Genomic DNA, 26,866 nt, shown 5'->3' on the forward strand with positions numbered 1-26,866 from the left:
AGTGTTTTTTTATTTATTTAATTGTATACCCACCATCTATAACCATATTTTCCCCAGTCATTAAATTTGAAGCATCTGCAGCTAAGAACAAAGCACAAGCAGCCACTTCATCCGGATAGCCAAAACGACCTATTGGTATTTCTTTTTTCATATCGTCGCCAACTTTACCAGACCAGGCTTTTTTACCAAGTTCAGTCATCACTATCGTTGGTGAAATACTATTCACATTGATATTGAACTGCGCCCATTCGTAAGCTAAGACTTTTGTCATTGATAAAATGGCACCCTTGCTTGCAGCATACGCAACATGATTATCCAACGCTACTAGCGCTGCTTGTGATGCCATATTAATAATTTTACCTCCATGATTGGCAATCATCGTTTTACCGATAGCCTGAGCCGTCAAAAAACTACCTTTTACATTAATATCAAAAGTTTTGTCCCAAGCAGGTTCTGCTAAATTTTCAGCATCGTCTAAAAAGCAGACACCCGCCGAGTTAACTAAAACATCAATTTTATTATACACTTTAATTGTTTCAGCAACTGCTCGTTCAACTTGATCCTTTTGCGTCACATCAACAGTTAAACCAATAGCTGATTTACCATATTTATCTTGTGCCATAGCATTAGTGCGTTCATTAACATCAAAAATCACTACACGTGCACCTTTTTTTATAAAAATCTCAGTAATTGCTTCTCCAATGCCGCTCAAACCACCAGTAATTACAGCAACTTTGTCGTTTAACCCAAAGTTAATATCAAATTTTTGATAATCCATTCAGACATCTCCTTAGTCATTAAATTGTCAAAATACATAATAATCGTAACATATTGTCTTTTTTTGTCAAAATATTAGGGTAAAAAAAGAAGTTAAAGAATAGATATTCTTTAACTTCTTCGGCTGATTAGTTAGAAGCAGTTTTTTTCTTTTTCGCTGCTTTTTCACGCTCAGATTTATTTAAAATTTGTTTTCTTAAACGAATACTTTCAGGTGTTACTTCACAGTATTCATCATCATTTAAAAACTGTAATGATTCTTCTAATGTCAGAATTTTTGGTTTCTTAATAACTGAAGTTTGATCTTTTGTAGCAGAACGAACGTTAGTCATTTGTTTAGCTTTTGTAATATTAACACCTAAGTCATTTTCACGGCTGTTTTGACCAACTATCATTCCTTCATAGACTTCAGTACCTGGCTCAACGTATACAGTTCCACGTTCTTCAATACTCATGATTGAATATGTAGTTGCTTTACCTTGATCAATTGATACTAAAGCACCATTACGACGACCAGTAGATAAACCAGAAATAACTGGTAAGTATGAATCAAACGTATGATTCATAATACCATAACCGCGTGTTAATGACATAAACTCTGTCGAGTAACCGATTAAACCTCTAGCAGGTGCTAAGAAGATTAAACGTACTTGACCATTACCATTATTAATCATGTCTTGCATCTCTGCTTTACGTTGTCCTAATGACTCAATAACGCCCCCCATATATTCTTCAGGAGTATCGATTTGAACAAGTTCAAATGGTTCACATAAAGTTCCGTCTACTTCACGGTAGATAACACTTGGACGAGATACTTGTAGTTCAAAGCCTTCACGGCGCATATTTTCAATCAAAATTGATAAATGTAGCTCGCCACGACCAGAAACAATCCATTTATCCGGTGATTCAGTTGGTTCAACTTTTAATGATACATCTGTTTGTAACTGAGATTGTAAACGCTCTTCAATCTTACGTGCCGTTACATATTTACCTTCACGGCCAGCAAATGGTGAATTATTTACTAAAAATGTCATTTGTAAAGTAGGTTCATCAATGTGCAGAATTGGTAAAGCATCTTGATGGTCAACAGGTGTTACTGTTTCCCCAACAAAAATATCTTCCATACCAGACAAAGCAATTAAATCGCCTGCTTTAGCTTCTTGAATTTCAACTCGATCCAATCCCAAGAAACCTAAAATTTTAGTTACACGGAATTTTTTAACTTCACCATCTAATTTCATTAAGGCAACTTGGTCACCGACTTTGATAGTACCTCGGAAAACTCGACCGATTCCGATACGTCCGACGTAATCATTATAATCTAATAATGATACTTGGAATTGTAAAGGTTCATCGCTATTATCAACTGGTGCTGGAATATGTTCAAGAATAGCATCCATGATATAGCCCATTGTATGTTCTTGATTTGCTGGATCATCTGATAAACTTGATGTCCCATTTACCGCAGCAGCGTATACGACTGGGAATTCAAGCTGATCATCGTTTGCTCCTAATTCGATAAACAGTTCTAATACTTCATCAACAACTTCCGCTGGACGAGCTGTTGGTTTATCAATTTTATTAACAACCACGATTGGAGTTAATTTTTGTTCTAATGCTTTTTTCAATACAAAACGTGTTTGAGGCATTGTTCCTTCGTAAGCATCAACAACTAAAACAACCCCATCAACCATTTTCATGATACGCTCAACTTCGCCCCCGAAATCGGCATGTCCAGGTGTATCTAAGATATTGATATGTTTGCCGTTATAGTTAATAGCTGTATTTTTAGCTAGGATTGTAATTCCACGCTCTTTTTCAATATCACCAGAGTCCATGGCACGCTCTTGTAATTGGGTATGACCGTTTAATGTTTCTGATTGTTTTAGCAATTCATCAACCAAAGTTGTTTTACCGTGGTCAACGTGGGCAATAATTGCAACGTTACGAATATCATTTCTTAATTTCACTATTTAATCTCCTCACTATTTTACCTCATAAAATGTATCTCTACATTTACTTCGAAAATTTACCGACTGTTTATTATAACAAAAATAAAGCCTGAAAAAAAGGGAAAAGTTTTCAAACTCTTAAAAAATTAAAAAATTCGCTCTTTAATTGATTGATATGCAGATGGTGTGGCAACCACAAAATAACTTCTTTCGCCTAAAATATCATAGCCGTCACTTGTTAAATTGGAATACTTTAATCCCAAAGGTTTTGCTAAAGCAATCCCTGCTGCATAATCCCAAGGTGCTAAATTTGAAAGGTAGGCACACTGTTTGCCCAAAATAACATTGATAAAATCCAGACCTGCACAGCCTAAAATTCTTGTTGCTACAGATTCTAAACAGATGTCTTTCGTACCGTGGATATTATTGGCAAACATGAAACGGTTTGTAGCTGTCACACCATCACCTAGTGTTTGGTTCTCAACTGAGTTAATCTTTTTATCATTACAAAAAACACCGACATTTACGCCGCCAAAAAGAAAACGATCAGCCATAACATCATAAATAAAACCTAAAACTGGTTGTCCTTCATCAAAGATACCTATCATGATACAAAAGTTTTCACCCTGTTTTACAAAATTCATCGTACCGTCAATCGGATCAATCACCCACAAACGCCCAACTGTAGACTTGACTTGATCACCCAAGCCTTCTTCACCGATTATGTGATCTTTAGGATAGTGTTTTCTAATTTTTTCAGTTAACAGCTTTTCGGTTGCCTTATCGACACTGGTTACAATATCTGAACGTCCAGATTTTTCTTCTACACTAAAACCTTTTTTCAATTCAGCTTTTACAAATTCTCCTGCCTCTAAAATCCAGCTTTTCACTTGATTCATTAATTCCATATCTTTCATTTTACCCGCGCTCCTTTATCCTTAATACACCAGTCTTTTGTGCTCTTGCGGATTTTACTGTTCGATAAAGTGAATAACCTGTCAATTCTTCAAATTCATTTCCGAGCTGACGTTCTTCACCAATACTTTTAACAATATCTTTAAAATTCTTATACACACCAAGGAAATCTTCTGCCGTTACTCTCTTTGTATATGTTTGTTCTAATATCTCCCACATCGCCATCACAGTAACAATTTCTTGTGTTGACCATTCTGGATTTAATGGGTAACTAAAATTTTCCTTCATTGATTCACCTACATTTTCTTCATTAACTAAATTGTAACAAATATTAGTTGTGTTGCAAACTTTTGTTTTACTTAAAAAGATTGTAGACCCAGTAACTAAAAAAGATATTAACTACAAAAAATATACTTTACGAAAAATGTTATAAGAAAATTACCAGTAATATCACTTCTCTTTAAAATATCACAATAAAGATAAAATTATACATCGTATTTGCTTTAATCTTACTCCTTTAATTGCATTTAAAAATTTAAATAAATCGAACATTAATAATAATTTTTTAAATACAGAATATCGTAAGTATACTAGTAATATCAAAGCGTTTTTAAAATTAAAACTAAATCAATTTATAACGGCTTTTATTTTTAATAATGTTAAAATAATATAAATAATATTAAATAGGAGGTTGAGTTTTGGATTGGTTTCTTGAATTAGATAGTGAAGAACAAGTATTTATTAAAAAATTTTTAATGGCTTCTAGATCCCTTAAAAATTTGGCAAGTGAATATCATGTTAGTTATCTCACTGTTAGATTAAGACTAGATTGTTTAATTGAAAAAATAAAAATTTCAGATTCAAAAAAAGATTCATTTGAAATAAAAATCATGCAAATGGTGATAGAAGAAAAAATTACTTTTGATATTGCTAAAGAAATTCTTAAAAACTACAAGGAAAATTCTTATGACTAATTTAATTGAAATATTAATAGTCATTGGTGTCGTTGTTTTTCAAACGTTTGCAGGGTATATTGGAAATAAATATCTCGGCAGTTTTTTACCAGGTTTATTTATGATCTTTATTCTCTATGTGATTGTGTCTGGTAATTTTACGCTTAGAGATATTCTTATGCTTCCTTTTGGATTTCTAACATTAATTGGAATTTACACAGGAGTGCGATAATCCAAAAATATAAAATAAAAAAAGAAATGGATAAATTGAAAGCCAAAGACAGATTAGATCAATAACTTTCGCTTAATATCGTTCATTATTTTAGAACTAAGGGTCAAATTTTTTATACTCTACATTAATACTGACGGGATAACCAGTAAAAAAACAAATAAGGAGAGGTTTATGATTAGCTTGAATTTAATAAATCATTTTTTTAATCCAAGAAATATTATTAAAGAGGAACAGAATGAAGAATATGAAGGGGTTATTTTTGAAAAGGACAATCTCAAATACAGAAGCCGTTTAGCTAAAAAAACAACTAAAAAAAACGGCTACTTTGTTGTATTTTGGGAAAAAGACGAATTCAAAAAAAATAAAGCCTATTCTTTCGAAAATGCTCCTGACTTTACTTTAGTATGGATTGCCGATCAAAATAGAAAAGGGTTATTTAAATTCCCTAAAAAGATTTTATTAGACAAAAAGATATTAAGAAATGATAACCAAAAAGGAAAAATGGGGATTAGAGTTTACACAAATTGGGATACAGATTTAAATACAACTGCAAAAAAAACACAAGACTGGCAAAAAGATTATTTTACAGAACTCAGTCAACTGTAGAAAAATAAAAGACCACTCATGAGTAGTCTAAAAAGCCTTGCACATTCAGCAAGGCTTTTTAGACTATTCAAAATATTGTAGGATAATTTCACCAGTTTGTGCATCAATTTATGTTTCTTTTTTTAAAATCAACACCCAATATATAATACCTAGCATACTTCGTTAGATGATGAAAAAGTCTCTTGGATTATTTTAATAATATTATTTGAATTATGCGTATGTTCATTATCAAATTCCGCTTTTATATTCTTTGACAGCTCAAGTTTTAATTATTGATACCCACTGAACCCAAGTTTTTTAATTTGACTCTTGATAATTTTCTTCATGATCTGGAAACGTAATGCTAAATGTTGTCCCCTGATTTAATTCGCTATCAACCTCAATTCGACCGTCATGCAGTTTCACTAATTGATCAACAATAGATAAACCTAACCCAGATTCTCCATATTTTGTATTTTTGCGTGACGGATCGGCTTTATAGTATCTATCCCACATATTCTTTTGCTGCTCTTCGCTCATACCGATACCTGTATCTGAAATCTCAACCGTCGTTTCTAAATATCCTCTAAATACCTTAACAATAATTTTTCCATTCTCAGTAAACTGAATTGCATTTGTAATAATATTAACCATTACTTGCACAAAACGATCGTAATCAGCATATAATTCGACAGGCATATTTGTTTCTAAAATCAGCTGATTTCCTTTATCGGAAGCCTTTTGTGATAATTGCTCGACAACTGTCTCCAATATTTCAGTAGCATTTAATTTTTGGATAGCCATCGTAATTTGGTTGGTTAATATTTTTTCGTAATCTAGGTTTTCATTAACTAGACGGATTAACCGACGGGTTTCGTTCTTCATTAAATCTAAACATTTTTCCTTCTGATTTTCAGGAATAGCATTGTAAGATAAGCCCTCTATTAAGCCGTTAATGGTAGTCAATGGTGTCCTCATTTCATGAGCTACGTCTGCCATAAAATTACGTCGACGTTCCTCTTGTCGTTCAATTTCTTGATGAGAATCTTCCAACGCAACCGCCATTTTATTAAAATCTTCTGCCAAATCATCTAACTCATCTTTATTTTTTACTTCTAAATGAACATCAAAATTCCCAGTTGCTATTTCTTTTGTTGCACGACGAATTCGATTAATTCGATTTACTTGAAATTTTGCAAAGATATAGCTAATAATAATCGCAATAAGTGATGATAAAATAAACCCTTTAAATAAGTTTTGTGTCAAAGAACTGACACTTTTATCTATACTACTACCTGGCTGATAGACAATCAAGACACCTTCATATTTGAAGTCTGTTGAGAAAAGTGGCTGCATATAAACAGTGATCGTCTGATGTTTACCCGATAAGTCCTTATCGTTAATTAATTTGGTAATTGGTTTGCCATCTTTCAACCCTTTAAGTTCAGCATTTGATATCACTTCATTGCCTGTCATTCCTTTACGTTCAGCGGGATATGTTGCAGTCAGATTTTTATCTAACACATAAAAGCCAACACGTTGATTTCTTAAAATTGTTTGGGTGGTATCTAACGACTGCTGCAATGTCCAATCAAATGTTTTAATATTAGACAACACCGTCTTCGAATAACCCTCTAATTGTTCATAAGCCGACTCTCTGACTGTATTTCTGGTAAACTGCGTAAATGAAATGCCGAAAACAATTAACACAAGTAAAATCACAACAAAGAAGGCAATCATTTGTTGGACTAAATATCTCATTAGGCTTGCACTCCGGTATCATCGAACTTATAGCCGACACCCCAAACAGTTTGAATTACTTGCGGTCCGACTTTTTCAATTTTTTGTCTTAATTTCTTAATATGGGCATCAACTGTTCGTTCATCACCAAAATATTGATAATCCCAGACTAGTTCCAGTAACTGTTCTCGAGAAAAGACCTGTTTTGGTTTTCCTGCTAGAGTCAGCAATAAATCAAATTCTTTTGGTGTTAATCCGTCGATTCTTGCGTCATCTAACAATACTTCACGTGTTTTTGTATTCATCTTAAAATGGTCTGTTACCACATCATAATCATTCTTAGCACTAGAATCTACTGGGTGTGCTTCTTCAGTCAACCCTGCTCTTCGGTGCAAGGCTTTGATTCTCGCAATTAAAGTTAATGGGCTGAAAGGTTTGGTGACGTAATCATCCGCACCCATTTCAAGCCCAATTACTTGATCACTCTCAGAATCTCTGGCAGTCAGCATAATAATTGGAACTGTTGAGGAAACTTTCCTAATTTCACGACATACAGCCATCCCGTCCATCGTTGGCAAATTGAGATCCAATGTAATAATATCCCAAGAATCCGGATTTTCTAAAAATGCATCCAATCCTTCTTTTCCATCGTGCTTAAATGTCACATCCCACGATTCATTTAAGAAAAACATTTGCATCATCTCTGATACTGACTCATTATCTTCAATCATTAAAAGTTTCATTATTATTTTCTCCTTTTTTTATAAAATCATGCTGCTCATTATATTGTTCTAAATTTTTTTCAATCAAATAGAATGTCATCATTACTGGAATAAAAATTATTAATAATTCAATAATAAAAAAATGTGTAATACCTAACAATTTAAGTATATAACCTATAGCTAATGTAATCAAACCTACTACCAAAAAATATTTTGCAGCACATTTTTGTGCAAACCGATAACTGGCGTCGCTCGCACGTGCACGAGCTGTCCGATAACCATATTTATAGTACTTCTTTTTTGAAGGAAACATTACATAAAGAATACCGATTGCAATCATAACCCAACCTGTAAAATAAAAAACCATATACACACTCTCATCTCTATCGCTTTCTGTACTACATCTTCACTCCATTTTATCGCGTTATGATGAATTTTCAAAGAATTTTATAAGCAAATGTTTTGTAAACGTTTTTATTTTTTGAAATACTTGTTTTATTTAAAAAGGTATGTTAAGTTTAATTTAGGAATTACGTTACCGTAAAGTTTGCCTTCATTTTATTTTTATGAAAGGAGAATGAATATGGTATTTAAAAACAAACAATTGCAATACAGAATCACTTTGGATACTGATGCAAACATTTTTATTGTATATGATGCAAGCAACGAAAGTGTTTCAGCAACAGGCAATTCCATTGAAGAAGCAAAAACAAAATTAAATCAATTAGTTAAGGAGTAATCACCTTGGACGAATCCAGTAATTGACAAAGGCATGCTTTTCCATCAAGTTGGAGAATATGCCTTTTTATTATGCAAAAAATGACAATCCGAAAAATATCCGAATTGTCATCTAATATTAATACTCCTGTTTTCGTGATTTGCGTTTAACGCGATCTGATTGACGTCGTTCGACCTTACGTTTTTGTTTATCGTTATCTGAAATGGCCTGTTTTAATTTCTTTTTATAAGCCGGTTTAACTTTTTTCTTCTTTTTCTTAACCAATCCCATCATTTTTGGATCTAATTGTTTTTGTGTTTTATCACGCTTTGTTCGACGATTTCGATCGTAAGAATCTAAAATTTCTCCATGGCGAATAGCTTTTGGATGAAAATCAATACCCATTTTCTCCAATTCAGCAATTTGGACTTCATTCGATGGATCATAAAGTGTTATTGCGATACCGGCCATTCCATTTCTCCCAGTCCTGCCAACGCGATGAATGAAAAACTCTAAGTCATTAGGAATTTCAGCATTTATAACATGCGACACACCTTCAATATCAATACCCCGGGCAGCCAAATCGGTTGCCACAACATACTGGAAGTCTAAATTTTGAATAGATTTCATCACTCTTTTACGTTCACGAGGCGGAATATCGCCATGAATTGTTGCCACTTTCAATCCTTGCTCTTTCAAGTATACTGATATTTCATCAACACGCTGTTTAGTATTAGCAAAGACCATTGCTAGATAAGGGTGTCCTACCGTCAGTAAATCAAATACCAATTTATTAACATCTTGTCCTTTTGTCGATATTAACCAGTTATCAATGTCTTCAGAAATAACCGACTCTGGTTTTATATGCTCAATTACTGGACTATCCATGTATTTTTTTAGAAATGGTTTTAGTTTAATCGGTATAGTCGCAGAAAAAACTAGCATTTGCAGATGATTCGACAAAGTTGCAGCAATCTGATCAACATCTTCTAAAAATCCCATATCTAAAGTCATATCTGCTTCATCGACAACAAAAGATGAAGCTGTGAATGTTTTTAATGATTGACTATTAATTAAATCAAGAATTCGTCCAGGAGTACCTATTACTATATGTGGCTGCTGATTTTTTAATTTTTCTATTTGACGTTTTTTATCAGTTCCACCCACATAATTTGCAACGCGACATTCTTCATGTGAATGATTGGCAATTTGCAGCGCAGCTTGATAAATTTGTTCAGCTAACTCTCGACTAGGTGTTGTAATAATAATTTGTACTTCGTCTTTACTTAAATCCAACTTATTCATTAAAGGAATCAAAAACGTATGTGTTTTACCTGATCCAGTTTGAGACTGGCCAACCACGCTCTTCCCTTTTGAAATAACCGGAATTAATTTTCTCTGTACTTCAGTGGGTGTTGTAAAATGCTTTTCAGCTAATGCCTCCAATATAAAAGGCTTTAAGTTATAATCTGTAAATTGATTCATTGCATTTACACCTTCTTTCTTTGTTTGTTTTCATTTCCTTTGGCATTATACCATAGTCATCTAAAAAAAGATGCCAAGTAAGATTAAAATAAAAATAAAATATGTAAAGATTGAATAAGTTAAGCAAGAAGTTGCAAATTTTTCATCCGCTCCATAGCCTCTTGCTAAGATAGGCATTGAATTTTGAACCGGCATAGCTGATTGAAGTATAAAAACTTTTAACATCAAGTCTGGAATTGGAATAATAAATGATAAGAAGTAAACTATTAGTGGAGATACCACATAGCGACCAAGTAAAACACCTGCTACATCTTTATTCATTTTTATGTTTTTGACACCCGTCTGATAAATAATAATTCCAATAACAAAAAGCGACAAAGCAGTTGTCATACCGCCTAGATAATCAGAAAAGTCAACTAAAGGCTTTGGTACTGGTACACCCGTCAATAACCAAAGAATCCCAATTATAAACCCTAGCAGTGCAGGCGAGAGTAACTGCTTCATGAATTTTCTAGCATCAAAATGAGTTTGACTATGCCTCGTTTCGGGATTATCTCTAGCAATTAGTACAATACCTATTGTAAAGAAAAAGCTAGTATTACAAATATAATACAATAGCGCATAAGGAATTGCTTTTTCACCAAAAATTGCCATATTAATTGGAAGTCCCATAAATATAGTGTTTGCTGCGGTAAACATTACTTGAAACGTACCCTTTCTTGCCAGCGGTACTTTTGTTAATTTAGCGTAAATAAAACTGATTCCAAACGTTATTAAAATAGAAAGAAACGGTAATAAAATACCTCTAAATAATTCTATAAATTCCGCTTTTGAAAACCGTTGTGTCATATTTAAAAACATACTGAGCGGGAGTGTGATATTAAGTACCAACTTTGAAAACATATCCGCCACTCTATTATCAAACCATTTGATCCACGTTAATAAATAGCCTAAAACAATAATGGCAAAAATAACTAAAATATTTAAATACGAGGCTATCACAAATTTATTCTCCTATTCTATCCATTTCTGAGACATATTCTCTTGGAAGACGGTCTGATAACCCACAAGTGATTTCATAATTAATCGTGTTTACATATTCTGCTCCCGATTGGACACTGTTAAATAATGTGCCGTTTCGCCCGAAAATGGTTACTTTGGTACCAATTCTAACCGCTCTTTTTAACCTTACCATAAATTGATCCATACAAATTCGACCTACAATTTCAGCCTTTTCACCATCGACGATAACCTCAAAACCTTGAAAGCTTCGTCGCAACCCATCAGCATAACCGACTGGCACAGTTCCTATCCATTCATCAGTGACAGCCTCATAAGTTGCTCCGTAGCCTATTTTTTCTCCTTGACTTACCCGCTTCACTTGAATCAATGTACTTTCAAAACTGATTGCTTGTATTAGCGGATAGGGCTCTGGTAACTCTCTACCTGATGGATTCAGACCGTACATCGCATCACCAAACCGAATCATATTGCTACCCCATGCATCATGCCAAAGTGCAGTTGCAGAGTTTGCCGTGTGAATATATGGAATATTCTCGGGAAAAATATCACGCGCTTTTTCAAAACGCTTCTGCTGCAATTCAAAATGTTCAATAGAGACCGAATCTGCCGTAGAAAAGTGAGTAAATAAACCTTGAAGAATAAAATTTGAATTTGAATTAAAAAAATCAACAACCTCTTTCATCTCTTGACGATGGCGAATCCCGATGCGTCCCATCCCCGTATCTATTTTTACATGTATTAAGATGGGACTTTTTAAATGACACGTTTCTGACATCTTATTAATTTGTTGCAACCACTCAATACTTGGACACGTTACACTTAATTTATAATCATGAATTAATTGTAGATAATCCGGTGATACATAACTTAGAACTAGAATAGGCAGAGTTATCCCGCTGTCTCTAAGCTCAATACCTTCGTCTAAATTTGACACACAAAATCCCGTGGCTCCAGCTTCAATTGCTGTTCGCGCTACTGCTACAGAACCATGTCCGTAACCATTTGCTTTAACGACAGCAAAAAGCTCTTGTCCTTCTGATAGACGTTTAATTTCACTTTCTACATTAGCCTTTATAGCTGCCAGATTGACAATAACTTTACTTTCTCGGTGAACACTAGGTATCATGTTAACCCATCCTTTTCTGTTAAATTTTTTAAAACAAAAAAGACTTAACATTTACATTAAGTCTCTTACCGTTTTTGGTGCAACACCAATTGCTACAGATTTTTCACCTAAATGTGTGGCGATAACCGGTCCAAAATCACATATTTGAACATCCAATAAATTATTAACTGTTAATAATTCTTGTTTAACTTGCTCGGCGACTTCTAAATTATTACAGTGAATAACATAAAAAGTACTCGCGTCCATTTTAGAAGTTATTTCATTTAATACGATATCTTCAACTCGATGTAAAGCTTTTTTCTGAGAACGAACTTTTTCAGTTAATACGATGTCTCCACTTTGAAATGACAAAATAGGTTTAATTTTAAATAATGTACCAATAATAGCTGCGCCATTTTTCAAGCGACCACTTCGTACTAAATGATTTAAATCATCTACAACAATATAGCCTTCAACTTTTTCTCGTACGTCACTTAATATGTCAACTATTTCTTTAGCTGATAATTCTTTATCAGCTAAATCTGAAGCAATCTCAACAAGTTTTCCCATCGGTCCACTAGTAATTTTTGAATCAAACGGAAATATATTTATCTGAGGAACTTCTTGCGCAATAATATGGACGGTGTTTACAAAACCTGAAATACCGCCTGAGAGATGAATACTGATAATCGCATCAAAACCTTGTTCTGCTATTGTTTCATACAACTTAACAGCTTCACCGAACGCCGGTTGAGATGTTTTTGGCAAACTCTCTGACTCTCTTAAAAGATCATAAAACTTATCTGGATGAATATCAATTGTTTCATGATACACTTGATTATCAAGAATTAGGGGAACTGGAAGAATAAAAATATTATCCTTCTCTCTGTATTTGTCGGTTAAAAAAACGGTACTATCAGTTACAATTGCAGTTTTCATTATCTATCCTCAATTCTTTTAACTATCAAGCCAAATAATACTAAAACTATACTATAATCTCGAACTGATGTAAAGTCTGTTTAAAAAATCTATTTATTTAAAAATGTGTTAATCGCCTGTTTATTTGTGTTCTCATCAATTTCTAAAACACTGCCTGCATAATCATAATACCCCTCACTCCAGCTTCCTTTTACCGGAACAGTCAAAATATCTAACGGCTTGTGTCGACTGAACAAATAGTTAGCAGATAAACTAGGATAAATTGAGAAAGGAACGTCCGTTTCCGTATAGCCTTGTATCTTGCCAACTGCTTCAGGTAAACGCCATGCATTTAGCGGATTAAGTCCTTGTTTGACTAGAGCAGTCAAAACTTGCTGTTGGCGTCGCACACGACCAAAATCTCCCTCTTCATCTTTTCTAAAACGAGAATATTGCAAGGCTTGCAGCCCATTCATTTTTTGAGGCCCCTTCTTAATTACAGTTCCTTCAACAGCAAGATCCTTCTCAGCATTAATCGATAGTCCTCCGGGCGCAATTGTCTCAATAATTTTAGGAAAAGAATCAAAATTAACAACTGCAAAATACTGAAGCGGTACACCAAAAGTAGATGTAATTGTTTGTCTCACAAGTTCTGGTCCGCCGTATGAGTATGCAGCATTAATTTTATTGTACTCAACACCATTTTCTGTCTGAATCGGAACTAGTGTATCACGCATTATTGAGACTAATTTTGGCTGTTTGTTTTCCTTACTGTAGTGTGCAATTAAGATTGAATCTGAGCGGCCTTGATCCTCGCCACGCGAATCGCTCCCCAGCAGCAAAACATTCACTGACCCATCGACAGATTTTTGCCCCTTAAAATCAGTTACCTTTGTCGGATAGTGCATATTATCATTTTTTGCCGCAAAATAACCTTTATAATATGTGCCGACTATGAATGTAGCAATGATAATAATCAGTAACAAAATATAAAACAAGCAACCTTTTCGATGTTTTCGTTTAGATTTTTTTTTGGTTTTTGGTTCTTTTGTTCCAAAGTCATGTTGTTCTCTATTAATTTGATTACTTTTTATTTGATTACTTTGTTTCTCTTTGTTTTCTTCTTCACGTTGACGTCTTAAGTCCATTCGAGACATTTTAGTCATCAGTACACCTCACACCTCAATTATTAATTAGTTTCTCCTTAATAGAATAGATCAATTTAGAAAAAATTGATATGCTATGCGATCATTTTTAATCTATTTTTAGACTATTGGAGCGATATATACTGGGTACTTACCGAAATCTCTTATCTGTGCACCTAATATCGTCAGTTCTTCTAGCGCATTTTGCATTAATTGATTGTTGTCATGAATTACGTCTATTAAAAAATAGTAATCACCCAATTTGGTTCTTAATGGTCGCGACTCGATTTTACTCAAATCAATTTCGCGCCAACTGAAAACAGATAAAATCCGATGAAGATTTCCAGGACGATTATCTGTCATTTGTATACCAAAGGACTGCTTAGAAACATGCTTCTGCAACATTGATGGTTTAACTAATTCTGTCCCGATTACCCAAAATCTTGTTTGGTTTTCTTGAAAATCCTGAATATCACGACTGACAATCGAAAGGCCAAATGTCTCAGCAGCTTCAACGGATGCTATGGCTGCAATAGGAATATCAGAATGGTTTGCAATAATCTCTGCGGCCTCTGTTGTTGACTCTGTCATAATCTGTACAGCATGATTTAAGTGTTCTTCTAAAAATAATTGTGTTTGGGCTAATGCCTGCGGGTGAGAATATATTTTATTACATAACTGCCAATTATTTTTAAAATTAGGATGAACCATTAATTGTTGATTAATCGGCAGAACAATTTCACAAACAACAGATTGGTTTAAATAATGGTACATGTAATCAAGAGTAGTATTAACAGTTCCCTCAATCGAATTTTCAATAGGAACCACAGCAGCATGGACTTCACCGGATTCGACTGCTTTTAAACACTTTGCGATTGATGTGTAATCTTTTAACTTAATATCAGCTTTTTCAAAATAATTTGCTACAATTGAAGTAAACGATCCATATGGTCCCAAATATCCTACTTTCATAAATTTCCTCCCATCATGAACTCACTTTATGAATAATTTCATCACAAATTTCCTCGATTGATTTGTCAGTAACATCTACTTGATATGCGGCACTTAATTCATAAAAATCTGCTCTTTCCAAAAACAAGCGATGAAAAGAATCTATGTTTTCTTCCATTGCAAGCGGCCTAGTCGTACGTGTATCTTGTTGAATACGTTCTAACAGAATAGACGAATCAGCTGTTAAATAGATAACTGATTCATGTTTTAATAATTCTTTGCGATTGTGTTCATCAACAATTACACCACCGCCTGTACTTAATACACAAGGTACAGCAATGTATTTTTTTAATAACCAACTTTCCGCTTCACGAAAATAGGCTTCTCCTTTTTTTTCAAAGATTTCTGGTATTGTCTGGTTTTCTTCTTTTTCTATCTCATGGTCTAAATCAATAAACGGCAATTCTAAACGGGCTGATAATGCTTTGCCAATCGTACTTTTCCCTGAACCCATGTAACCTATTAAGCAGATACCGTTCATTATTGCGCCTCCATCAATTCTTGTAAAACATCAAAAAATGTCGGAAATGAAACAGAAACGGCTTCGCTTTGGCTAAGTTCAATTGATTCATCAGTGAGTAACGCCGCAATTTGGAGCATCATTCCCATACGATGATCTCCATAACTTGTTACTTGTCCGCCATGGATTGTCTGATTACCTTCAATTATCAGCCCATCTGCTGTTCCTTCAATTTTGATACCTAATTTCGTTAGTTCTGTTGCAACAGCGGTAATTCTATCTGTTTCTTTCACCTTAAGTTCTTCGGCATCTCTAATAATTGTCTGTCCAGTTGCCTGAGTAGCAAGTAAAGCTATGATCGGAATTTCATCAATTAATCTTGGAATAATATCTCCTTCGATAATTACGGAATAAAGTTTACTAGACCAAACATCAATTGTGCCTGATTGATTTTTAGTATCTATGTCGCTAATTTCAATATGACCGCCCATTGCACGTACTACATCGATAATCCCTGTTCGTGTCTCACTAAGACCTACATTCTTTATTTGAATATGACTATTGGGAATAATTAAGCCAGCAACTATAAAAAAGGCTGCGGATGAAATATCGCCTGGTACAACAACATGCTGTGCTTTAAATTGCTGCGGACCAGTTAGTTTAATCTTTTTCCCTTCTACTTCGATACTGCCCCCAAACTGCTTAATCATGTCTTCTGTGTGATTACGAGTTACTTCCTTTTCTATTAAAATAGTCTCACCGTCAGCTTGAAGTGCCGCAAATAATAAGGCTGATTTTACTTGAGCACTTGCAACAGGAATGTGATAAGAAATTGGTTTTAATGAAGTAACTGGATTAATCTCAATTGGTGGAAACTCCGAATTTTCATACCCGGAAATTTGCGCTCCCATTTCTTTTAAAGGCAATATCACGCGATTCATAGGTCGTTTTTGAATCGACGCATCACCTGTTAATGACGTGTGGAACGGCTGCCCTGCTAAAACTCCCATCATTAAACGAATAGTAGTTCCTGAGTTACCTACGTCTAAAATACTATTTGGTCTCTTTAAACCAGTCCAACCAACACCCTCAACAGTTATTTCATCATTATTGTCTTCAATTGTTACTCCAAGTTCTCTAAACAATCGAATCGTACCTAAACAATCATCGGCTCTTAAAAAGTTTGCGACTGTCGTCTTGCCTTCAGCTAATGCACCAAACATAATACTGCGGTGAGATATTGATTTATCACCTGGCACATAAATTGTGCCGGTTAACGGACCTCTGGCTGATAATAGTTTCATTTGCTCCCCTCCTGTGTCAAACATTGATAAGTCGTACCCTGCTCAATAGCGATTCTCGCTTTATTCATATCTAACTCATGTCGAAACGTCAACTGCAACACGCCAAAAATATCTTCACGTGTTTCTAAAATTTTAATATTAATAATACTTATTTTGTGATTTGCTAAAATTCTAGTCACTTCAGCGATTACGCCATAATCATCAGGGACATTAACAAATAAGTCATAAAATGCTGGTATTGCTCCTTCTTTATGAATCGGCAATTCATTGCGAACAATTTTCCCATGATTAAAAAATTGATACAATTTTTTATCGTCTTCTTTTTCTAACCAATTTTGGACTAAAGACATTCTATTCTGCCACTCAGATAACTGCTGCAATAACACATCACGGTTAGATAATAAGATATCCGTCCACATTCTGGGGCCGGATGATGCAATACGTGTGATATCACGAAACCCTCCCGCAGCTAATTTTTTTGCATTCGGGTGATTTTTAATCAAATCATCGGCTTCTAAAACAATACCGGATGCAATAATATGCGGCATGTGACTTAGTTTCCCAGTAATTTCATCATGAATTTCTGGTGTTAGTGTAATAAAAGTAGCATGCGTTTCAGATAATAAGTCCTTTAATTTAGCTATTGCCTCACAACTCTTTTCATCATTTGGCGTAAAAATATAATATGCATTTTCAAACAATTGACTATCAGCAGCGATAAAACCGGTTTTATGCGAACCTGCCATCGGATGTCCACCGACAAAAGTGATATTGTCGCTAAAAATAACTTGTGCTTCACGACAAATTTGACTTTTTGTACTACTCACATCTGTTATGAGGATATTTTTTTTTAATTTTAGTTGTTGTAGCTGATTCATGAGACGCAATGTGACGGAAATCGGAGTGCATAAAAAGATGATATCTGCATTTTTCACAGCTTCGCACAAACTAAGTGTATAGTCGTCAATCACTTTTGCTTGCTTTGCTCCATTTAATTCTTCTAATGAATCGCTCCACCCGATAATTCGGATTTCCGAATACTTTTTCTTAATACATAAACTAATTGAGCTACCGATTAAGCCGACACCCAACAGTGCTATTCGTGTTGTAGATTTCATTCTTCTCACTCCCTCTCCTTTCCCTTACATTAAAATGCCCTAGTATATTCGCGATAGTTGTCAACACTCTTTTTTACTTGTTTAAATGAATCAGCAGAGAATTTATCTAAAACGGCTTTCGCTACTTCAATCGCTACCATCGCCTCTGCTACAACACAAGCAGCAGGTACTGCTGAACTATCAGATCGTTCAACACTCGCTTTATAAGGTTCCTTCGTATCAATATCGACTGACATTAGCGGCTTGTACAAAGTAGGTATCGGCTTCATAACACCGCGTACAACAATCGGCATACCGTTTGTCATACCGCCTTCAAAGCCGCCGAGATGATTTGTTTTTCGTGTATAGCCATCTACCTCAGACCACAAAATTTCATCCATTACTTCACTACCGGGCAGTCGGGCAGCCTCAAAACCAACACCAAATTCAACGCCTTTAAAAGCATTAATACTAACAATCGCCTGAGCTATCTTTCCATCTAATTTTGTATCCCATTGTGTATGACTCCCCAATCCAACTGGTACACCGCCAACAACAACTTCCACGACACCGCCAATCGTATTTCCCTCTTTACGTGTTGCATCAATTTTTTCTTTCATGGTTTCTTCAATCTGCGGATCGACACAACGGACTGCAGAAGCTTCAGCTCTTTCTTTAATTTCTGCAACAGTCATCGTTTCGGGTATCTCGCCTCTAACACCGCCGATTTCCAAAACATGCCCAGCAATGTTAATTGCTAATTCACTCAACAATTTCTTGCAAACAGCTCCAACCGCAACTCGCATGGTCGTTTCCCTTGCAGAGGATCGTTCAAGAACATTACGTAAATCGTCATGCTCATATTTAATGCCACCAACTAAATCAGCATGTCCTGGTCTCGGTTTTGATAACCGTCTTTTCTTTTTTTCCCGATCCGAAACTGGTTCAATCCCCATAACAGTCGCCCAATTTTTGAAGTCATCATTTTTAACCACTAACGTCAGCGGTGATCCTAAAGTTTTACCGTGTCTTAGACCTGATGTCACCTCAACTGTATCTGTTTCAATCAACATTCTTCCTCCGCGGCCATAACCGCCTTGTCGACGTTTTAATTCAATATTAATATCTTCTACGCTTAGGGGAATACCCGCTGGTAAGCCATCAATAATCGTAGTTAATTCTGGTCCATGCGATTCGCCTGCCGTCAAAAATCTCATATTATTATTCCTCCTCTTTTTCTAGATAATCATGCATCTCGTCAATTGCTATTGTTTCAATTTTCCCGACGCCGATTTCATCTAAAATAATTATCTTTATTTCGCTAGCTCGTGTTTTTTTATCATGTGAAATAGCAGAAAAGAGTTTATCTTTCTCCCATTTTTCCAAAGCTATCGGAAGATTAAATTTTTGCAGCATATCAGTAATTCGTCCTGTTGTTCCTTTTTGGGTTAACCCTTTTTCTTCTGCTTTCTTGGACATTTGACACATCCCCATTGCAACACCTTCACCATGAGTAACAACTCCATAACCTTGAGTCTGCTCGATTGCATGGCCGATTGTATGTCCAAAATTCAAAGTTAATCTACTGCCGTTATCCAGCTCATCTTCTTCAACGACTTGTCGTTTAATGTCACAACAGGCAAAAATCAATTCATTTGCGTGATTTAAAACATCTTGCTCACCAGATAATGTATCCAGTAATCCCCATAAACGACGATCGGCAATAGCAGCACATTTAATAATTTCTGCCATACCCTCTCTTATTCGACGAGGTTCTAAAGTATTTAGAGTCAACGGATCAATTAATACACCATCTGGTTGAGCAAAAGTACCAATTAAATTTTTAGCTGTTTTTGTGTTAACAGCTGTCTTGCCACCGACACTGCTATCGACTTGCGCCAGTAAAGTTGTCGGTATTTGCAGAAAATGCAACCCTCTCATATAGGTTGAGGCAACAAATCCGGTTAAATCACCCACTACACCGCCGCCAAGAGCTATCACACCATCTTTTCGTGTCATACCGAAATCAGCTAAACTTTCATATAGTTTTCCAGCAGATGACAAACTCTTACTCATTTCTCCGGGAGCAACCACAAATGTGCAGACATCAAAACCTTCTTCGCGAATTGCTGTTTCTACTTGCTCACCGTATAAATTAAATACTGTTTCATCAGTAATAATTGCTACTTTTTGCGGTTTCCATAATGAAGCTGTCCACTTACCGACTTTTGCGAGACCACCCTTTTCAATTAATAAGTCATAAGAATGTGTTGGTAACGTCACTGTTAATTTCATTTGATCCTCCTAGTCTATTTGTCTACGAATTTCTTTAACTTTAACCATAGCTTCTTCTATAACGTGGACTTGATCCATCATATTTAGATATCTTTTTTCATTTAACGATTGTTGTCCATCTGACCATGCTTTGTTTGGTTCCGGGTGAATTTCAACAATCATTCCAGATGCTCCCGACGCAACACCAGCCACTGCCATCGGTGTGACTAAGTCCCATATACCCACACCGTGGCTTGGATCGACAATAATCGGGAAGTGGCTTAATTTTTGAATGAGCGGCACAGCACTTAAATCCAGTGTGTTTCTTGTTGCTGTCTCATAGGTTCTGATACCACGCTCTACAAAAATAACATTCATATTTCCCTCAGCCGCGATATATTCAGCTGCATTTAACCACTCATCAATTGTTCCTGAAATTCCACGTTTTAAAGCAACTGGCATACCAGTCTTACCGACAGCCTGTAACAATTTAAAATTCTGCATATTTCGTGCGCCGATTTGTAAAATATCTGTGTATTTAGCAACTAGTTCTAAATTAGCTTCATCCATAACTTCAGTAATTACTTTCATGTCAAATTCATCAGCAGCTTGGCGAATGTATTTTAGTCCTTCTTCTTCTAATCCCTGAAAAGCATATGGAGAAGTTCTTGGTTTAAACGCGCCACCTCGTAATACAGTTGCACCACCAGCTTTAGCAATTCGTGCACACTCTCTGATTTGATCAAGACCTTCTATCGAACACGGACCCGCCATCGTTACAAATGTTTCACTACCACCGATTTTTAAACCGTCAACATCAATCACTGTATCTGTTGAATGAAATTCCCGCGATGTTAATTTGTAACTACTCTGAATCCTTACTACATCTCTAACACCCTCAAAACTCCTAAATGGCAAATCAAGAATTTTTTCTGTTTGACCGACTAAACCGATAACAGTCTGAGCTTCTCCTTGACTGACATGTGTTTCCAACCCTTCATCATGAACTCTTTTTATCACCAATTTAATTTGCTCATTTGTAGCATTCTGTTCCATAATTATTATCATTTTTATTACCTCCTGTTTTCTTCTTTTTCTAAATGTTGATGAACTGCTTTTTTAACTACAGCTACCGGCATTTCTTGATTAGTCATTAAATTAAAAGAATATGCCGCCTGATGAATCAGCATACCAATACCATTAATTGTTTGGCAGCCATTTTCTTCAGCCTTTTTTAATAATTCTGTTTGTAGTGGATAATAAATCAAATCGCTGACAACTAAATTTTTATGCAAAAAATCACAGGTCGGGATGGGCAAACCTGGTTGTTGTACCATACCAACTTGAGTTGCATTCACTAATATATCTGATTGACTGATGATCAAGGCCATTTTTTCTTCATCTTCATATGGAAATACATTTATTTTAGCATCAAATCGTTCAGAAATTGATTGATAGAATAATACTAATTTATTAAACTTTTGGTCCATTCGTTTAAAAATATTAATTTCTTTTACTTTAGTTTTTGCTGCCTGAATAATAATCGACCGTGCCGCACCCCCTGCACCTAAAATGGTTAAAACTTTATTATCAATATCTATCTCGTGCTCATTAAGGGACAAAATAAAGCCTAAACCATCTGTGTTATGTCCCTCTAGTTGACATCCCTGATTAACAACTGTATTACAAGACGATGCCAATACTGCAACATCAGATACTTTATAATTATCAGCTAAAAGTTTTGTCATAACATCTTTTTTATACGGCATTGATATATTTAACCCCTTGATACCCATTGGTATAATTGCCTGATACGCCGCATCAAAATTTGCTTCGTCTACCTCAAAAGCCATATAGACAGCATCCATGTGTAAATATTGAAAAGCTGTATTATAAATTAAAGGTGATAAGCTATGTTTGATTGGATTAGCCATTACACCATATAATTCTGTCATACCTGTTATCTCTGCTGTCAATTAAAATTCCCCCTTTTAAATTACATTTTACGATAAAAAGACGATAGCTATAGCGGTTTAATACAACCATCTATAGTTATCGTCACGTCAAAAAATGCATTTATGTAAACGAAAAAGCCACTATAGATTTTTAATATCTACGTGGCAGTTAAAGTCATGATTAATTCCCCTAGCCATCATAGATACAAACAATTGTATTCAACCTTTGTTTGTACCCACTCAGATGATTGACTACAAACAATGTCTATAATAGCTAAAGTAAAAGTTATTCAGTTGTATGATGTTATTCTGTTGAATTAAATTCATTTTAGACACCTCAACTTATTTTTCGTAAATGTTGGATTAAGTATATCTAGATTATCCTAGACTGTCAATCATTATTTTAATTAAATTTTCATTTTATTTTCAGAAAGTTGTTTGATCGACTAATAAATTTTTTGGCGGGTATATTCTATTATATTTTCTTTTGTTATAATACGAATGAAGGATGTGACGAAATGACAAAGAAACTGTTAATTATCTCAATTGATGCGTTAGGTGCCAAAAACATCATTGAACAAATTGATTATTTACCGACAATTAAAAGTTTACTAACTAACGGGACATGGGTTAAAGAAATTGCTGAAGTCTACCCTTCTCTAACCTATCCGTCACACACAACGATTGTCACAGGTGTTTACCCTAATAAACACGGCATTATAAATAATACAAAAAAACAAATGAATCGACGTTCTCCTGATTGGTACTGGTATTCAAAAGATGTTAAAGTTACAACACTTTATGAAGCCGCCCGTCAAAAAAGACTAAAGACTGCTGCTTTCCTTTGGCCGGTTACAGCTGGCAGCAATATCAATTATAATATAGCTGAAATCTTTCCAAATCGTATTTGGACAAATCAAGTATTAACTTCCTTAAAAGCCAGCACACCTTATTTTATGTATCAGATGAATCGAAAATTTGGACATTTGCGACAAGGAATTAAACAGCCTTATTTAGACGACTTCGTTACAGCATGTGCTGTCGATACAATAAAAACTAAAAAACCGGATTTAACTATGATTCATCTCGTCGATTTGGACAGTATGTATCATGCTTACGGTGTAGAATCGGAGCAGGCATACAACGCACTATTACGTCAAGACAAACGAATATTACAGCTTCTATCAGCTTTAGATGATGCTGGTATGCGAGACGAAACTAATATTGTTATATTAGGCGACCATTATCAGATTGATGTTCATACGATGATTCGCATCAACAGTCTATTCACTCAAAAAGGCTGGATGACAAAAACTAAAAATGAACTTCCTCCAAGAAATGCATCATTATATGCCAAAAGTACGGATGGTTCTTGCTACATATATGCTGATTCTAAAAACAGAGTTGATGAGGATACTATTTTAGCAGCTTTAAAAACAATTAAAGGCATAGAAAAAATTTATCTGCCGCCTGACATTCAACGTATGGGTGCAGATACTAATGCTTTATTTATGCTAGAAGCAAAGTCTGGCTATTACTTTATTGATGAAGCTAACGGACATATTATAGAGGAAGTTAATCAAGCAGATATCGGCAAACCGGATCGTTACCGTGCAGTCCATGGCTATCACCCAACCAAACCCGAATATGCGACTACTCTAATTTTTAACGGGCCTGATATTAAATCGGGACATGTTATTCCGAAAGCAAAACTCATTGATGAAGCACCGACCTTCGCTGAATTATTAGGAATAACTGATTTTTCAAATCATGTCGACGGCAGCGTGATTAAAGGTATCTTTAAACAGTAAACCAAAAAACAACGTATCCTGTTTAGGACACGTTGTTTTTTATCATCATTCTAAGTGCTATCATTTTCTAATGATTTTGTCCACCAATTGCGGACAAATCATCTTTGCCATCAAATTCAACAATCGCACCGATTGCTGCTGCCAGCCCTTGAGTTATATCAGTTAAACTCATTGCAGGCATACCAGGTCGTTCGACGACTTGTTCTGGTAAAAAAGGAACATGTATAAAACCAGCCTTCAATTGCGGAAACTCTGTTTTCGCCATAAATAATGATTGATACATTATGTGATTACAGACAAACGTTCCAGCTGAATTGGAAACTGCAGCTGGTAATCCTACTTCTTTAATTGCCTGAACCATCGCTTTTACCGGATGCTGTGAAAAATAGGCGGCCTCACCATTTTTTTGTATGGACACATCAATCGGCTGGTTGCCGTCATTGTCAGGAATACGTGCATCATCTAGATTAATAGCGACACGTTCAGGTGTTAAAGCAAATCGTCCGCCAGCTTGACCGACATGCAGAACATAATCTACATTGATTTCTTGCAGCTTAATACGAACTGTATCAGCACTCTTGCCGAAAACTGTTGGGATTTCCAACTTTATTATTTCTGCACCCTTAATAACTTCCGGCAGTCCCTTCACAGCTTCAATCGCCGGATTTATCGTATCTTGACCAAATGGATCAAACCCTGTAACCAATATTTTCATTTGATACCCTCCCAAATTTCATCATATTAAAATGCCCAATAATACATTAACACAATATGAACAACTATTAAAAATAATGCAGTTGGTATTTGTTCTTCAATAACACCAAACTCACTTTTCATCTTTAAAAGCGAAACTGGCAAAAAATTAAAGTTTGCAGCCATTGGTGTCATCAACGTCCCGCAGAAACCAGCTGTCATCATAAGAATAGTAGATAATTTACGCTCATTCCCTACAATAAGATATAAAACGTGGGGTGATTTTACATATTTCTTTAGAAATAAAAAAAATGTTATTATTTTATTATAATAAAAGGGAGTGATAATAATGAAAATTGTTAGCTGGAATTGTCTAGGCGCATTCAGATTAAAAAGGAAATTCATTGAGTCTTTTGAAGCAGACTTATATATCATCAGTGAGGTAGAATCCGTTGACAAGCTAGGAGTAGATTTTACTGATGGAACGGTCAACTATCAATATATCATTTTTGATGATGACAAAAAAGGACTATTGGCTTACAGTAAAAAACATAAGGTACAAAGAGACGATATTCAAGACTTACACATGAGATACTTTTTACCCGTTACGTGTAACAATCAAAAATTTGTTGGAATTTGGACAAAAGATTACTACGTCTCAGACATATATACATATTGTTTAGCAAATGATAATAACCTTTCTGATAGAATATTTATTGATGATTTCAATTCAAGTGTTAATTTTGATAGAAATACAGTCAGAAAATATAGAGGATTTAGTAATTTAAATAATTGGTTCACTTCAAAAGGATACATTAGCGCTTACCACCTTAAAGAAAATGAAGAGTATGGACAAGAGTCTCAGCATACATATTGGACATCTATTAAAATTAATGGTGAAAAACAAAAAAAGAACAGATACCATATTGATTATTGTTTTCTAGACAGAGAAATTCCCTTCAAATTTAAAATTTTAAATAAAAAACAGATGATGCAATAAATCGAGAAAATCTAACTTGTGATCATTATCCATTGATGTTAGAAATATGAAAGTCTTCAATAAATAATTAATGAACATAAAAGAAGATAGATAATCCCAAAGTATAGGAAGATCTGTTTTTTCTTTTCTCATACCGTCAACACTTAAATCAAATTGTATTTTTTATCTAAGTATTAAAAATCTCTTTTTCCACTAATTAAAATATAAACTATTATGCTTAATTTCCAACCCATAAAATAACATGTAATATAAAATAAGCAAACGATAACTTAAATATATTTTTTATCAAAAAAGGGAGTTAATTACGACATAATCTGAACTCACTCGCCAAATTATCAGTTGATCCTGACACCACTACTAAGAAGCAATACACAAGAAATTTTAACCCCAAACAAACTCAAAATTGTTATAAAATTAATAGATATTCTGTCCGGAGAAAACTTTAAACCACAATATATAATAGAAGAAAAAACAAATGAACCAAAAAACATTCGCAACACTTCATATTTTTTTAAAATCATAGTTGAGCTTATATTGTTTAATGAAATTTCTAATTGTTCTTTTCTGGTTGAAATTCCTAAACGTGAATTTTGTTTCTTTTTCAAATATAAATAACCTCTCCTAGTCGATAAAATAAAACGATTGCTTATATATTATACACAATACACATTTCTTAAATCATCAATTTACCAATAAAATGTGATAAAAAATAAATACTAATACACATATCTTCACTTTTGACTTTTATAGTAATTGATAAATAGTCAATCTTTTTAAAATAAGGAATTTATTTTGTTAGAAAATCTAAATATCATCGCAATAATTATTCGATTAAACATACTAAATAATAAAAATCTAAGACTGAATCAAAACCTCCAGTGTGAACTGGAGGTTTGTTCTTCGGCTGAAAGCCTCTATTGCCGGCCTGAGCCTAAAAGGCTCACTGAAAAAGTCTCCCTTATGCACCACATTCACTCGCTGATCCTAAAAG

29 protein-coding genes are annotated in these 26,866 nt (G+C 34.7%); 6 read left to right on the forward strand and 23 right to left on the reverse strand.

The features are described from left to right. Positions 1-13: 13 nt before the first annotated feature. The 4 genes from CBF37_RS01385 to CBF37_RS01400 form a co-directional block, all read right to left on the reverse strand. Positions 14-778, reverse strand: coding sequence for a GolD/DthD family dehydrogenase (locus CBF37_RS01385; RefSeq protein ID WP_125982931.1), 765 nt, complete (start codon positions 776-778; stop codon positions 14-16). Positions 779-905: 127 nt separating this feature from the next. Then, positions 906-2,747, reverse strand: a complete 1,842-nt coding sequence (gene typA / locus CBF37_RS01390; protein WP_125982932.1) for a translational GTPase TypA — start codon at positions 2,745-2,747, stop codon at positions 906-908. Positions 2,748-2,875: 128 nt separating this feature from the next. Further along, the gene (locus CBF37_RS01395; protein ID WP_125982933.1) at positions 2,876-3,646 is read right to left on the reverse strand and encodes an inositol monophosphatase family protein; all 771 of its coding nucleotides are present in this window, start codon (positions 3,644-3,646) and stop codon (positions 2,876-2,878) included. A 1-nt stretch (position 3,647) separates the two neighbouring features. After that, positions 3,648-3,932: a UPF0223 family protein gene (locus CBF37_RS01400; RefSeq protein WP_125982934.1), complete on the reverse strand. Its 285-nt coding sequence runs from the start codon at positions 3,930-3,932 to the stop codon at positions 3,648-3,650. A 410-nt stretch (positions 3,933-4,342) separates the two neighbouring features. Between CBF37_RS01400 and CBF37_RS01405 the strand changes: the two genes are divergently transcribed. From CBF37_RS01405 to CBF37_RS01415, 3 genes are all read left to right on the forward strand, one after another. Next, positions 4,343-4,618 (forward strand): DUF2089 family protein, encoded by a 276-nt coding sequence (locus tag CBF37_RS01405; RefSeq protein ID WP_125982935.1) that lies wholly within the window; start codon positions 4,343-4,345, stop codon positions 4,616-4,618. Next, positions 4,611-4,829, forward strand: a complete 219-nt coding sequence (locus tag CBF37_RS01410) for a hypothetical protein (RefSeq protein ID WP_338067334.1) — start codon at positions 4,611-4,613, stop codon at positions 4,827-4,829. Before CBF37_RS01405 ends, CBF37_RS01410 begins: the two co-directional genes overlap by 8 nt. 171 nt (positions 4,830-5,000) lie before the next feature. Then, positions 5,001-5,435: a MepB family protein gene (locus CBF37_RS01415; protein WP_125982936.1), complete on the forward strand. Its 435-nt coding sequence runs from the start codon at positions 5,001-5,003 to the stop codon at positions 5,433-5,435. Positions 5,436-5,732: 297 nt separating this feature from the next. On the opposite strand, the gene CBF37_RS01420 is transcribed toward CBF37_RS01415, so the two are convergent. Genes CBF37_RS01420 through CBF37_RS01430 form a run of 3 tightly spaced genes read right to left on the reverse strand, consistent with a single transcriptional unit; the run spans position 5,733 to position 8,243 of the window. Continuing rightward, on the reverse strand, positions 5,733-7,175 hold the full coding sequence (locus tag CBF37_RS01420; RefSeq protein WP_125982937.1) for a sensor histidine kinase: 1,443 nt from the start codon (positions 7,173-7,175) through the stop codon (positions 5,733-5,735). Further along, complete coding sequence (locus tag CBF37_RS01425; RefSeq protein WP_125982938.1) at positions 7,175-7,897, reverse strand: response regulator transcription factor; 723 nt, start codon at positions 7,895-7,897, stop codon at positions 7,175-7,177. Before CBF37_RS01425 ends, CBF37_RS01420 begins: the two co-directional genes overlap by 1 nt. Next, positions 7,878-8,243 (reverse strand): SdpI family protein, encoded by a 366-nt coding sequence (locus CBF37_RS01430; protein WP_125982939.1) that lies wholly within the window; start codon positions 8,241-8,243, stop codon positions 7,878-7,880. Before CBF37_RS01430 ends, CBF37_RS01425 begins: the two co-directional genes overlap by 20 nt. 216 nt (positions 8,244-8,459) lie before the next feature. Between CBF37_RS01430 and CBF37_RS11570 the strand changes: the two genes are divergently transcribed. After that, positions 8,460-8,615: a hypothetical protein gene (locus tag CBF37_RS11570; protein WP_165866593.1), complete on the forward strand. Its 156-nt coding sequence runs from the start codon at positions 8,460-8,462 to the stop codon at positions 8,613-8,615. A gap of 117 nt (positions 8,616-8,732) precedes the next feature. Here CBF37_RS11570 and CBF37_RS01435 read toward each other — a convergent pair whose 3' ends face one another. The 13 genes from CBF37_RS01435 to aroE all read right to left on the reverse strand — a co-directional run bounded on the left by CBF37_RS01435 (position 8,733) and on the right by aroE (position 22,392). Then, the gene (locus CBF37_RS01435) at positions 8,733-10,079 is read right to left on the reverse strand and encodes a DEAD/DEAH box helicase (RefSeq protein WP_125982940.1); all 1,347 of its coding nucleotides are present in this window, start codon (positions 10,077-10,079) and stop codon (positions 8,733-8,735) included. Between the two features lie 60 nt (positions 10,080-10,139). Beyond that, on the reverse strand, positions 10,140-11,081 hold the full coding sequence (locus CBF37_RS01440) for an AEC family transporter (protein WP_125982941.1): 942 nt from the start codon (positions 11,079-11,081) through the stop codon (positions 10,140-10,142). 4 nt (positions 11,082-11,085) lie between these two features. Continuing rightward, positions 11,086-12,228, reverse strand: coding sequence for an alanine racemase (alr, locus tag CBF37_RS01445; RefSeq protein ID WP_125982942.1), 1,143 nt, complete (start codon positions 12,226-12,228; stop codon positions 11,086-11,088). Positions 12,229-12,279: 51 nt separating this feature from the next. Then, positions 12,280-13,146 carry a DegV family protein gene (locus CBF37_RS01450; RefSeq protein WP_125982943.1) on the reverse strand — a complete coding sequence of 289 codons (867 nt, stop codon included), beginning with the start codon at positions 13,144-13,146 and terminating at the stop codon, positions 12,280-12,282. An 89-nt stretch (positions 13,147-13,235) separates the two neighbouring features. Next, entirely contained in the window at positions 13,236-14,291 is a 1,056-nt protein-coding gene (locus tag CBF37_RS01455) for an LCP family protein (RefSeq protein WP_240626639.1), read from the reverse strand. A 99-nt stretch (positions 14,292-14,390) separates the two neighbouring features. Next, complete coding sequence (pheA, locus tag CBF37_RS01460; RefSeq protein WP_125982944.1) at positions 14,391-15,242, reverse strand: prephenate dehydratase; 852 nt, start codon at positions 15,240-15,242, stop codon at positions 14,391-14,393. A gap of 13 nt (positions 15,243-15,255) precedes the next feature. Next, entirely contained in the window at positions 15,256-15,762 is a 507-nt protein-coding gene (locus CBF37_RS01465) for a shikimate kinase (RefSeq protein WP_125982945.1), read from the reverse strand. Continuing rightward, complete coding sequence (aroA, locus tag CBF37_RS01470) at positions 15,762-17,045, reverse strand: 3-phosphoshikimate 1-carboxyvinyltransferase (RefSeq protein ID WP_125982946.1); 1,284 nt, start codon at positions 17,043-17,045, stop codon at positions 15,762-15,764. The genes CBF37_RS01465 and aroA overlap by 1 nt, the downstream gene beginning before the upstream one ends. Further along, on the reverse strand, positions 17,042-18,163 hold the full coding sequence (locus CBF37_RS01475; RefSeq protein WP_125982947.1) for a prephenate dehydrogenase: 1,122 nt from the start codon (positions 18,161-18,163) through the stop codon (positions 17,042-17,044). The genes aroA and CBF37_RS01475 overlap by 4 nt, the downstream gene beginning before the upstream one ends. Before the next feature lie 29 nt (positions 18,164-18,192). Beyond that, on the reverse strand, positions 18,193-19,359 hold the full coding sequence (aroC, locus tag CBF37_RS01480; protein ID WP_125982948.1) for a chorismate synthase: 1,167 nt from the start codon (positions 19,357-19,359) through the stop codon (positions 18,193-18,195). Between the two features lie 4 nt (positions 19,360-19,363). Continuing rightward, the gene (aroB, locus tag CBF37_RS01485) at positions 19,364-20,437 is read right to left on the reverse strand and encodes a 3-dehydroquinate synthase (RefSeq protein WP_125982949.1); all 1,074 of its coding nucleotides are present in this window, start codon (positions 20,435-20,437) and stop codon (positions 19,364-19,366) included. A 9-nt stretch (positions 20,438-20,446) separates the two neighbouring features. Continuing rightward, positions 20,447-21,484 (reverse strand): 3-deoxy-7-phosphoheptulonate synthase, encoded by a 1,038-nt coding sequence (aroF, locus tag CBF37_RS01490; RefSeq protein ID WP_125982950.1) that lies wholly within the window; start codon positions 21,482-21,484, stop codon positions 20,447-20,449. A 5-nt stretch (positions 21,485-21,489) separates the two neighbouring features. Next, positions 21,490-22,392, reverse strand: coding sequence for a shikimate dehydrogenase (gene aroE / locus CBF37_RS01495; RefSeq protein WP_125982951.1), 903 nt, complete (start codon positions 22,390-22,392; stop codon positions 21,490-21,492). Positions 22,393-22,889: 497 nt separating this feature from the next. Here aroE and CBF37_RS01500 point away from each other — a divergent pair, with 497 nt between their 5' ends. Next, on the forward strand, positions 22,890-24,182 hold the full coding sequence (locus CBF37_RS01500; protein ID WP_125982952.1) for an alkaline phosphatase family protein: 1,293 nt from the start codon (positions 22,890-22,892) through the stop codon (positions 24,180-24,182). Positions 24,183-24,249: 67 nt separating this feature from the next. Here the strand turns inward: CBF37_RS01500 and pcp are convergent, their stop codons facing one another. Both pcp and CBF37_RS11820 read right to left on the reverse strand, forming a co-directional pair. Continuing rightward, positions 24,250-24,897 carry a pyroglutamyl-peptidase I gene (gene pcp, locus CBF37_RS01505; protein WP_125982953.1) on the reverse strand — a complete coding sequence of 216 codons (648 nt, stop codon included), beginning with the start codon at positions 24,895-24,897 and terminating at the stop codon, positions 24,250-24,252. Between the two features lie 26 nt (positions 24,898-24,923). Further along, entirely contained in the window at positions 24,924-25,310 is a 387-nt protein-coding gene (locus CBF37_RS11820; protein WP_125982962.1) for a 5-oxoproline transporter, DUF979 family subunit, read from the reverse strand. On the opposite strand from CBF37_RS11820, the gene CBF37_RS01515 reads away from it, so the two are divergent. Next, entirely contained in the window at positions 25,225-25,875 is a 651-nt protein-coding gene (locus CBF37_RS01515; protein WP_165866582.1) for a hypothetical protein, read from the forward strand. The genes CBF37_RS11820 and CBF37_RS01515 overlap by 86 nt on opposite strands. Positions 25,876-26,210: 335 nt before the next feature. Here the strand turns inward: CBF37_RS01515 and CBF37_RS01520 are convergent, their stop codons facing one another. Beyond that, a complete protein-coding gene (locus tag CBF37_RS01520; RefSeq protein WP_125982955.1) occupies positions 26,211-26,480 on the reverse strand; it encodes a hypothetical protein in 270 nt (89 codons plus the stop codon). Positions 26,481-26,866 lie beyond the last annotated feature (386 nt).

Source organism: Vagococcus vulneris (genome assembly GCF_003950515.1).
GTDB classification, from domain to species: Bacteria; Bacillota; Bacilli; order Lactobacillales; family Vagococcaceae; genus Vagococcus; species Vagococcus vulneris.

What these genes read in the sequence shown, in the direction of transcription:
- CBF37_RS01385 (WP_125982931.1), bottom strand. Translation starts at nt 778, where the DNA reads ATGGATTATCAAAAATTTGATATTAACTTTGGGTTAAACGACAAAGTT.
- CBF37_RS01395 (WP_125982933.1), bottom strand. Translation starts at nt 3,646, where the DNA reads ATGAAAGATATGGAATTAATGAATCAAGTGAAAAGCTGGATTTTAGAG.
- CBF37_RS01400 (WP_125982934.1), bottom strand. Translation starts at nt 3,932, where the DNA reads ATGAAGGAAAATTTTAGTTACCCATTAAATCCAGAATGGTCAACACAA.
- CBF37_RS01410 (WP_338067334.1), top strand. Translation starts at nt 4,611, where the DNA reads ATGACTAATTTAATTGAAATATTAATAGTCATTGGTGTCGTTGTTTTT.
- CBF37_RS01415 (WP_125982936.1), top strand. Translation starts at nt 5,001, where the DNA reads ATGATTAGCTTGAATTTAATAAATCATTTTTTTAATCCAAGAAATATT.
- CBF37_RS01420 (WP_125982937.1), bottom strand. Translation starts at nt 7,175, where the DNA reads ATGAGATATTTAGTCCAACAAATGATTGCCTTCTTTGTTGTGATTTTA.
- CBF37_RS01425 (WP_125982938.1), bottom strand. Translation starts at nt 7,897, where the DNA reads ATGAAACTTTTAATGATTGAAGATAATGAGTCAGTATCAGAGATGATG.
- CBF37_RS01430 (WP_125982939.1), bottom strand. Translation starts at nt 8,243, where the DNA reads ATGGTTTTTTATTTTACAGGTTGGGTTATGATTGCAATCGGTATTCTT.
- CBF37_RS11570 (WP_165866593.1), top strand. Translation starts at nt 8,460, where the DNA reads ATGGTATTTAAAAACAAACAATTGCAATACAGAATCACTTTGGATACT.
- CBF37_RS01435 (WP_125982940.1), bottom strand. Translation starts at nt 10,079, where the DNA reads ATGAATCAATTTACAGATTATAACTTAAAGCCTTTTATATTGGAGGCA.
- alr (WP_125982942.1), bottom strand. Translation starts at nt 12,228, where the DNA reads ATGATACCTAGTGTTCACCGAGAAAGTAAAGTTATTGTCAATCTGGCA.
- CBF37_RS01450 (WP_125982943.1), bottom strand. Translation starts at nt 13,146, where the DNA reads ATGAAAACTGCAATTGTAACTGATAGTACCGTTTTTTTAACCGACAAA.
- CBF37_RS01455 (WP_240626639.1), bottom strand. Translation starts at nt 14,291, where the DNA reads ATGACTAAAATGTCTCGAATGGACTTAAGACGTCAACGTGAAGAAGAA.
- pheA (WP_125982944.1), bottom strand. Translation starts at nt 15,242, where the DNA reads ATGAAAGTAGGATATTTGGGACCATATGGATCGTTTACTTCAATTGTA.
- CBF37_RS01465 (WP_125982945.1), bottom strand. Translation starts at nt 15,762, where the DNA reads ATGAACGGTATCTGCTTAATAGGTTACATGGGTTCAGGGAAAAGTACG.
- aroA (WP_125982946.1), bottom strand. Translation starts at nt 17,045, where the DNA reads ATGAAACTATTATCAGCCAGAGGTCCGTTAACCGGCACAATTTATGTG.
- CBF37_RS01475 (WP_125982947.1), bottom strand. Translation starts at nt 18,163, where the DNA reads ATGAAATCTACAACACGAATAGCACTGTTGGGTGTCGGCTTAATCGGT.
- aroC (WP_125982948.1), bottom strand. Translation starts at nt 19,359, where the DNA reads ATGAGATTTTTGACGGCAGGCGAATCGCATGGACCAGAATTAACTACG.
- aroB (WP_125982949.1), bottom strand. Translation starts at nt 20,437, where the DNA reads ATGAAATTAACAGTGACGTTACCAACACATTCTTATGACTTATTAATT.
- aroF (WP_125982950.1), bottom strand. Translation starts at nt 21,484, where the DNA reads ATGATAATAATTATGGAACAGAATGCTACAAATGAGCAAATTAAATTG.
- CBF37_RS01500 (WP_125982952.1), top strand. Translation starts at nt 22,890, where the DNA reads ATGACAAAGAAACTGTTAATTATCTCAATTGATGCGTTAGGTGCCAAA.
- pcp (WP_125982953.1), bottom strand. Translation starts at nt 24,897, where the DNA reads ATGAAAATATTGGTTACAGGGTTTGATCCATTTGGTCAAGATACGATA.
- CBF37_RS01515 (WP_165866582.1), top strand. Translation starts at nt 25,225, where the DNA reads ATGAAAATTGTTAGCTGGAATTGTCTAGGCGCATTCAGATTAAAAAGG.
- CBF37_RS11820 (WP_125982962.1), bottom strand. Translation starts at nt 25,310, where the DNA reads ATGATATATAAGTCTGCTTCAAAAGACTCAATGAATTTCCTTTTTAAT.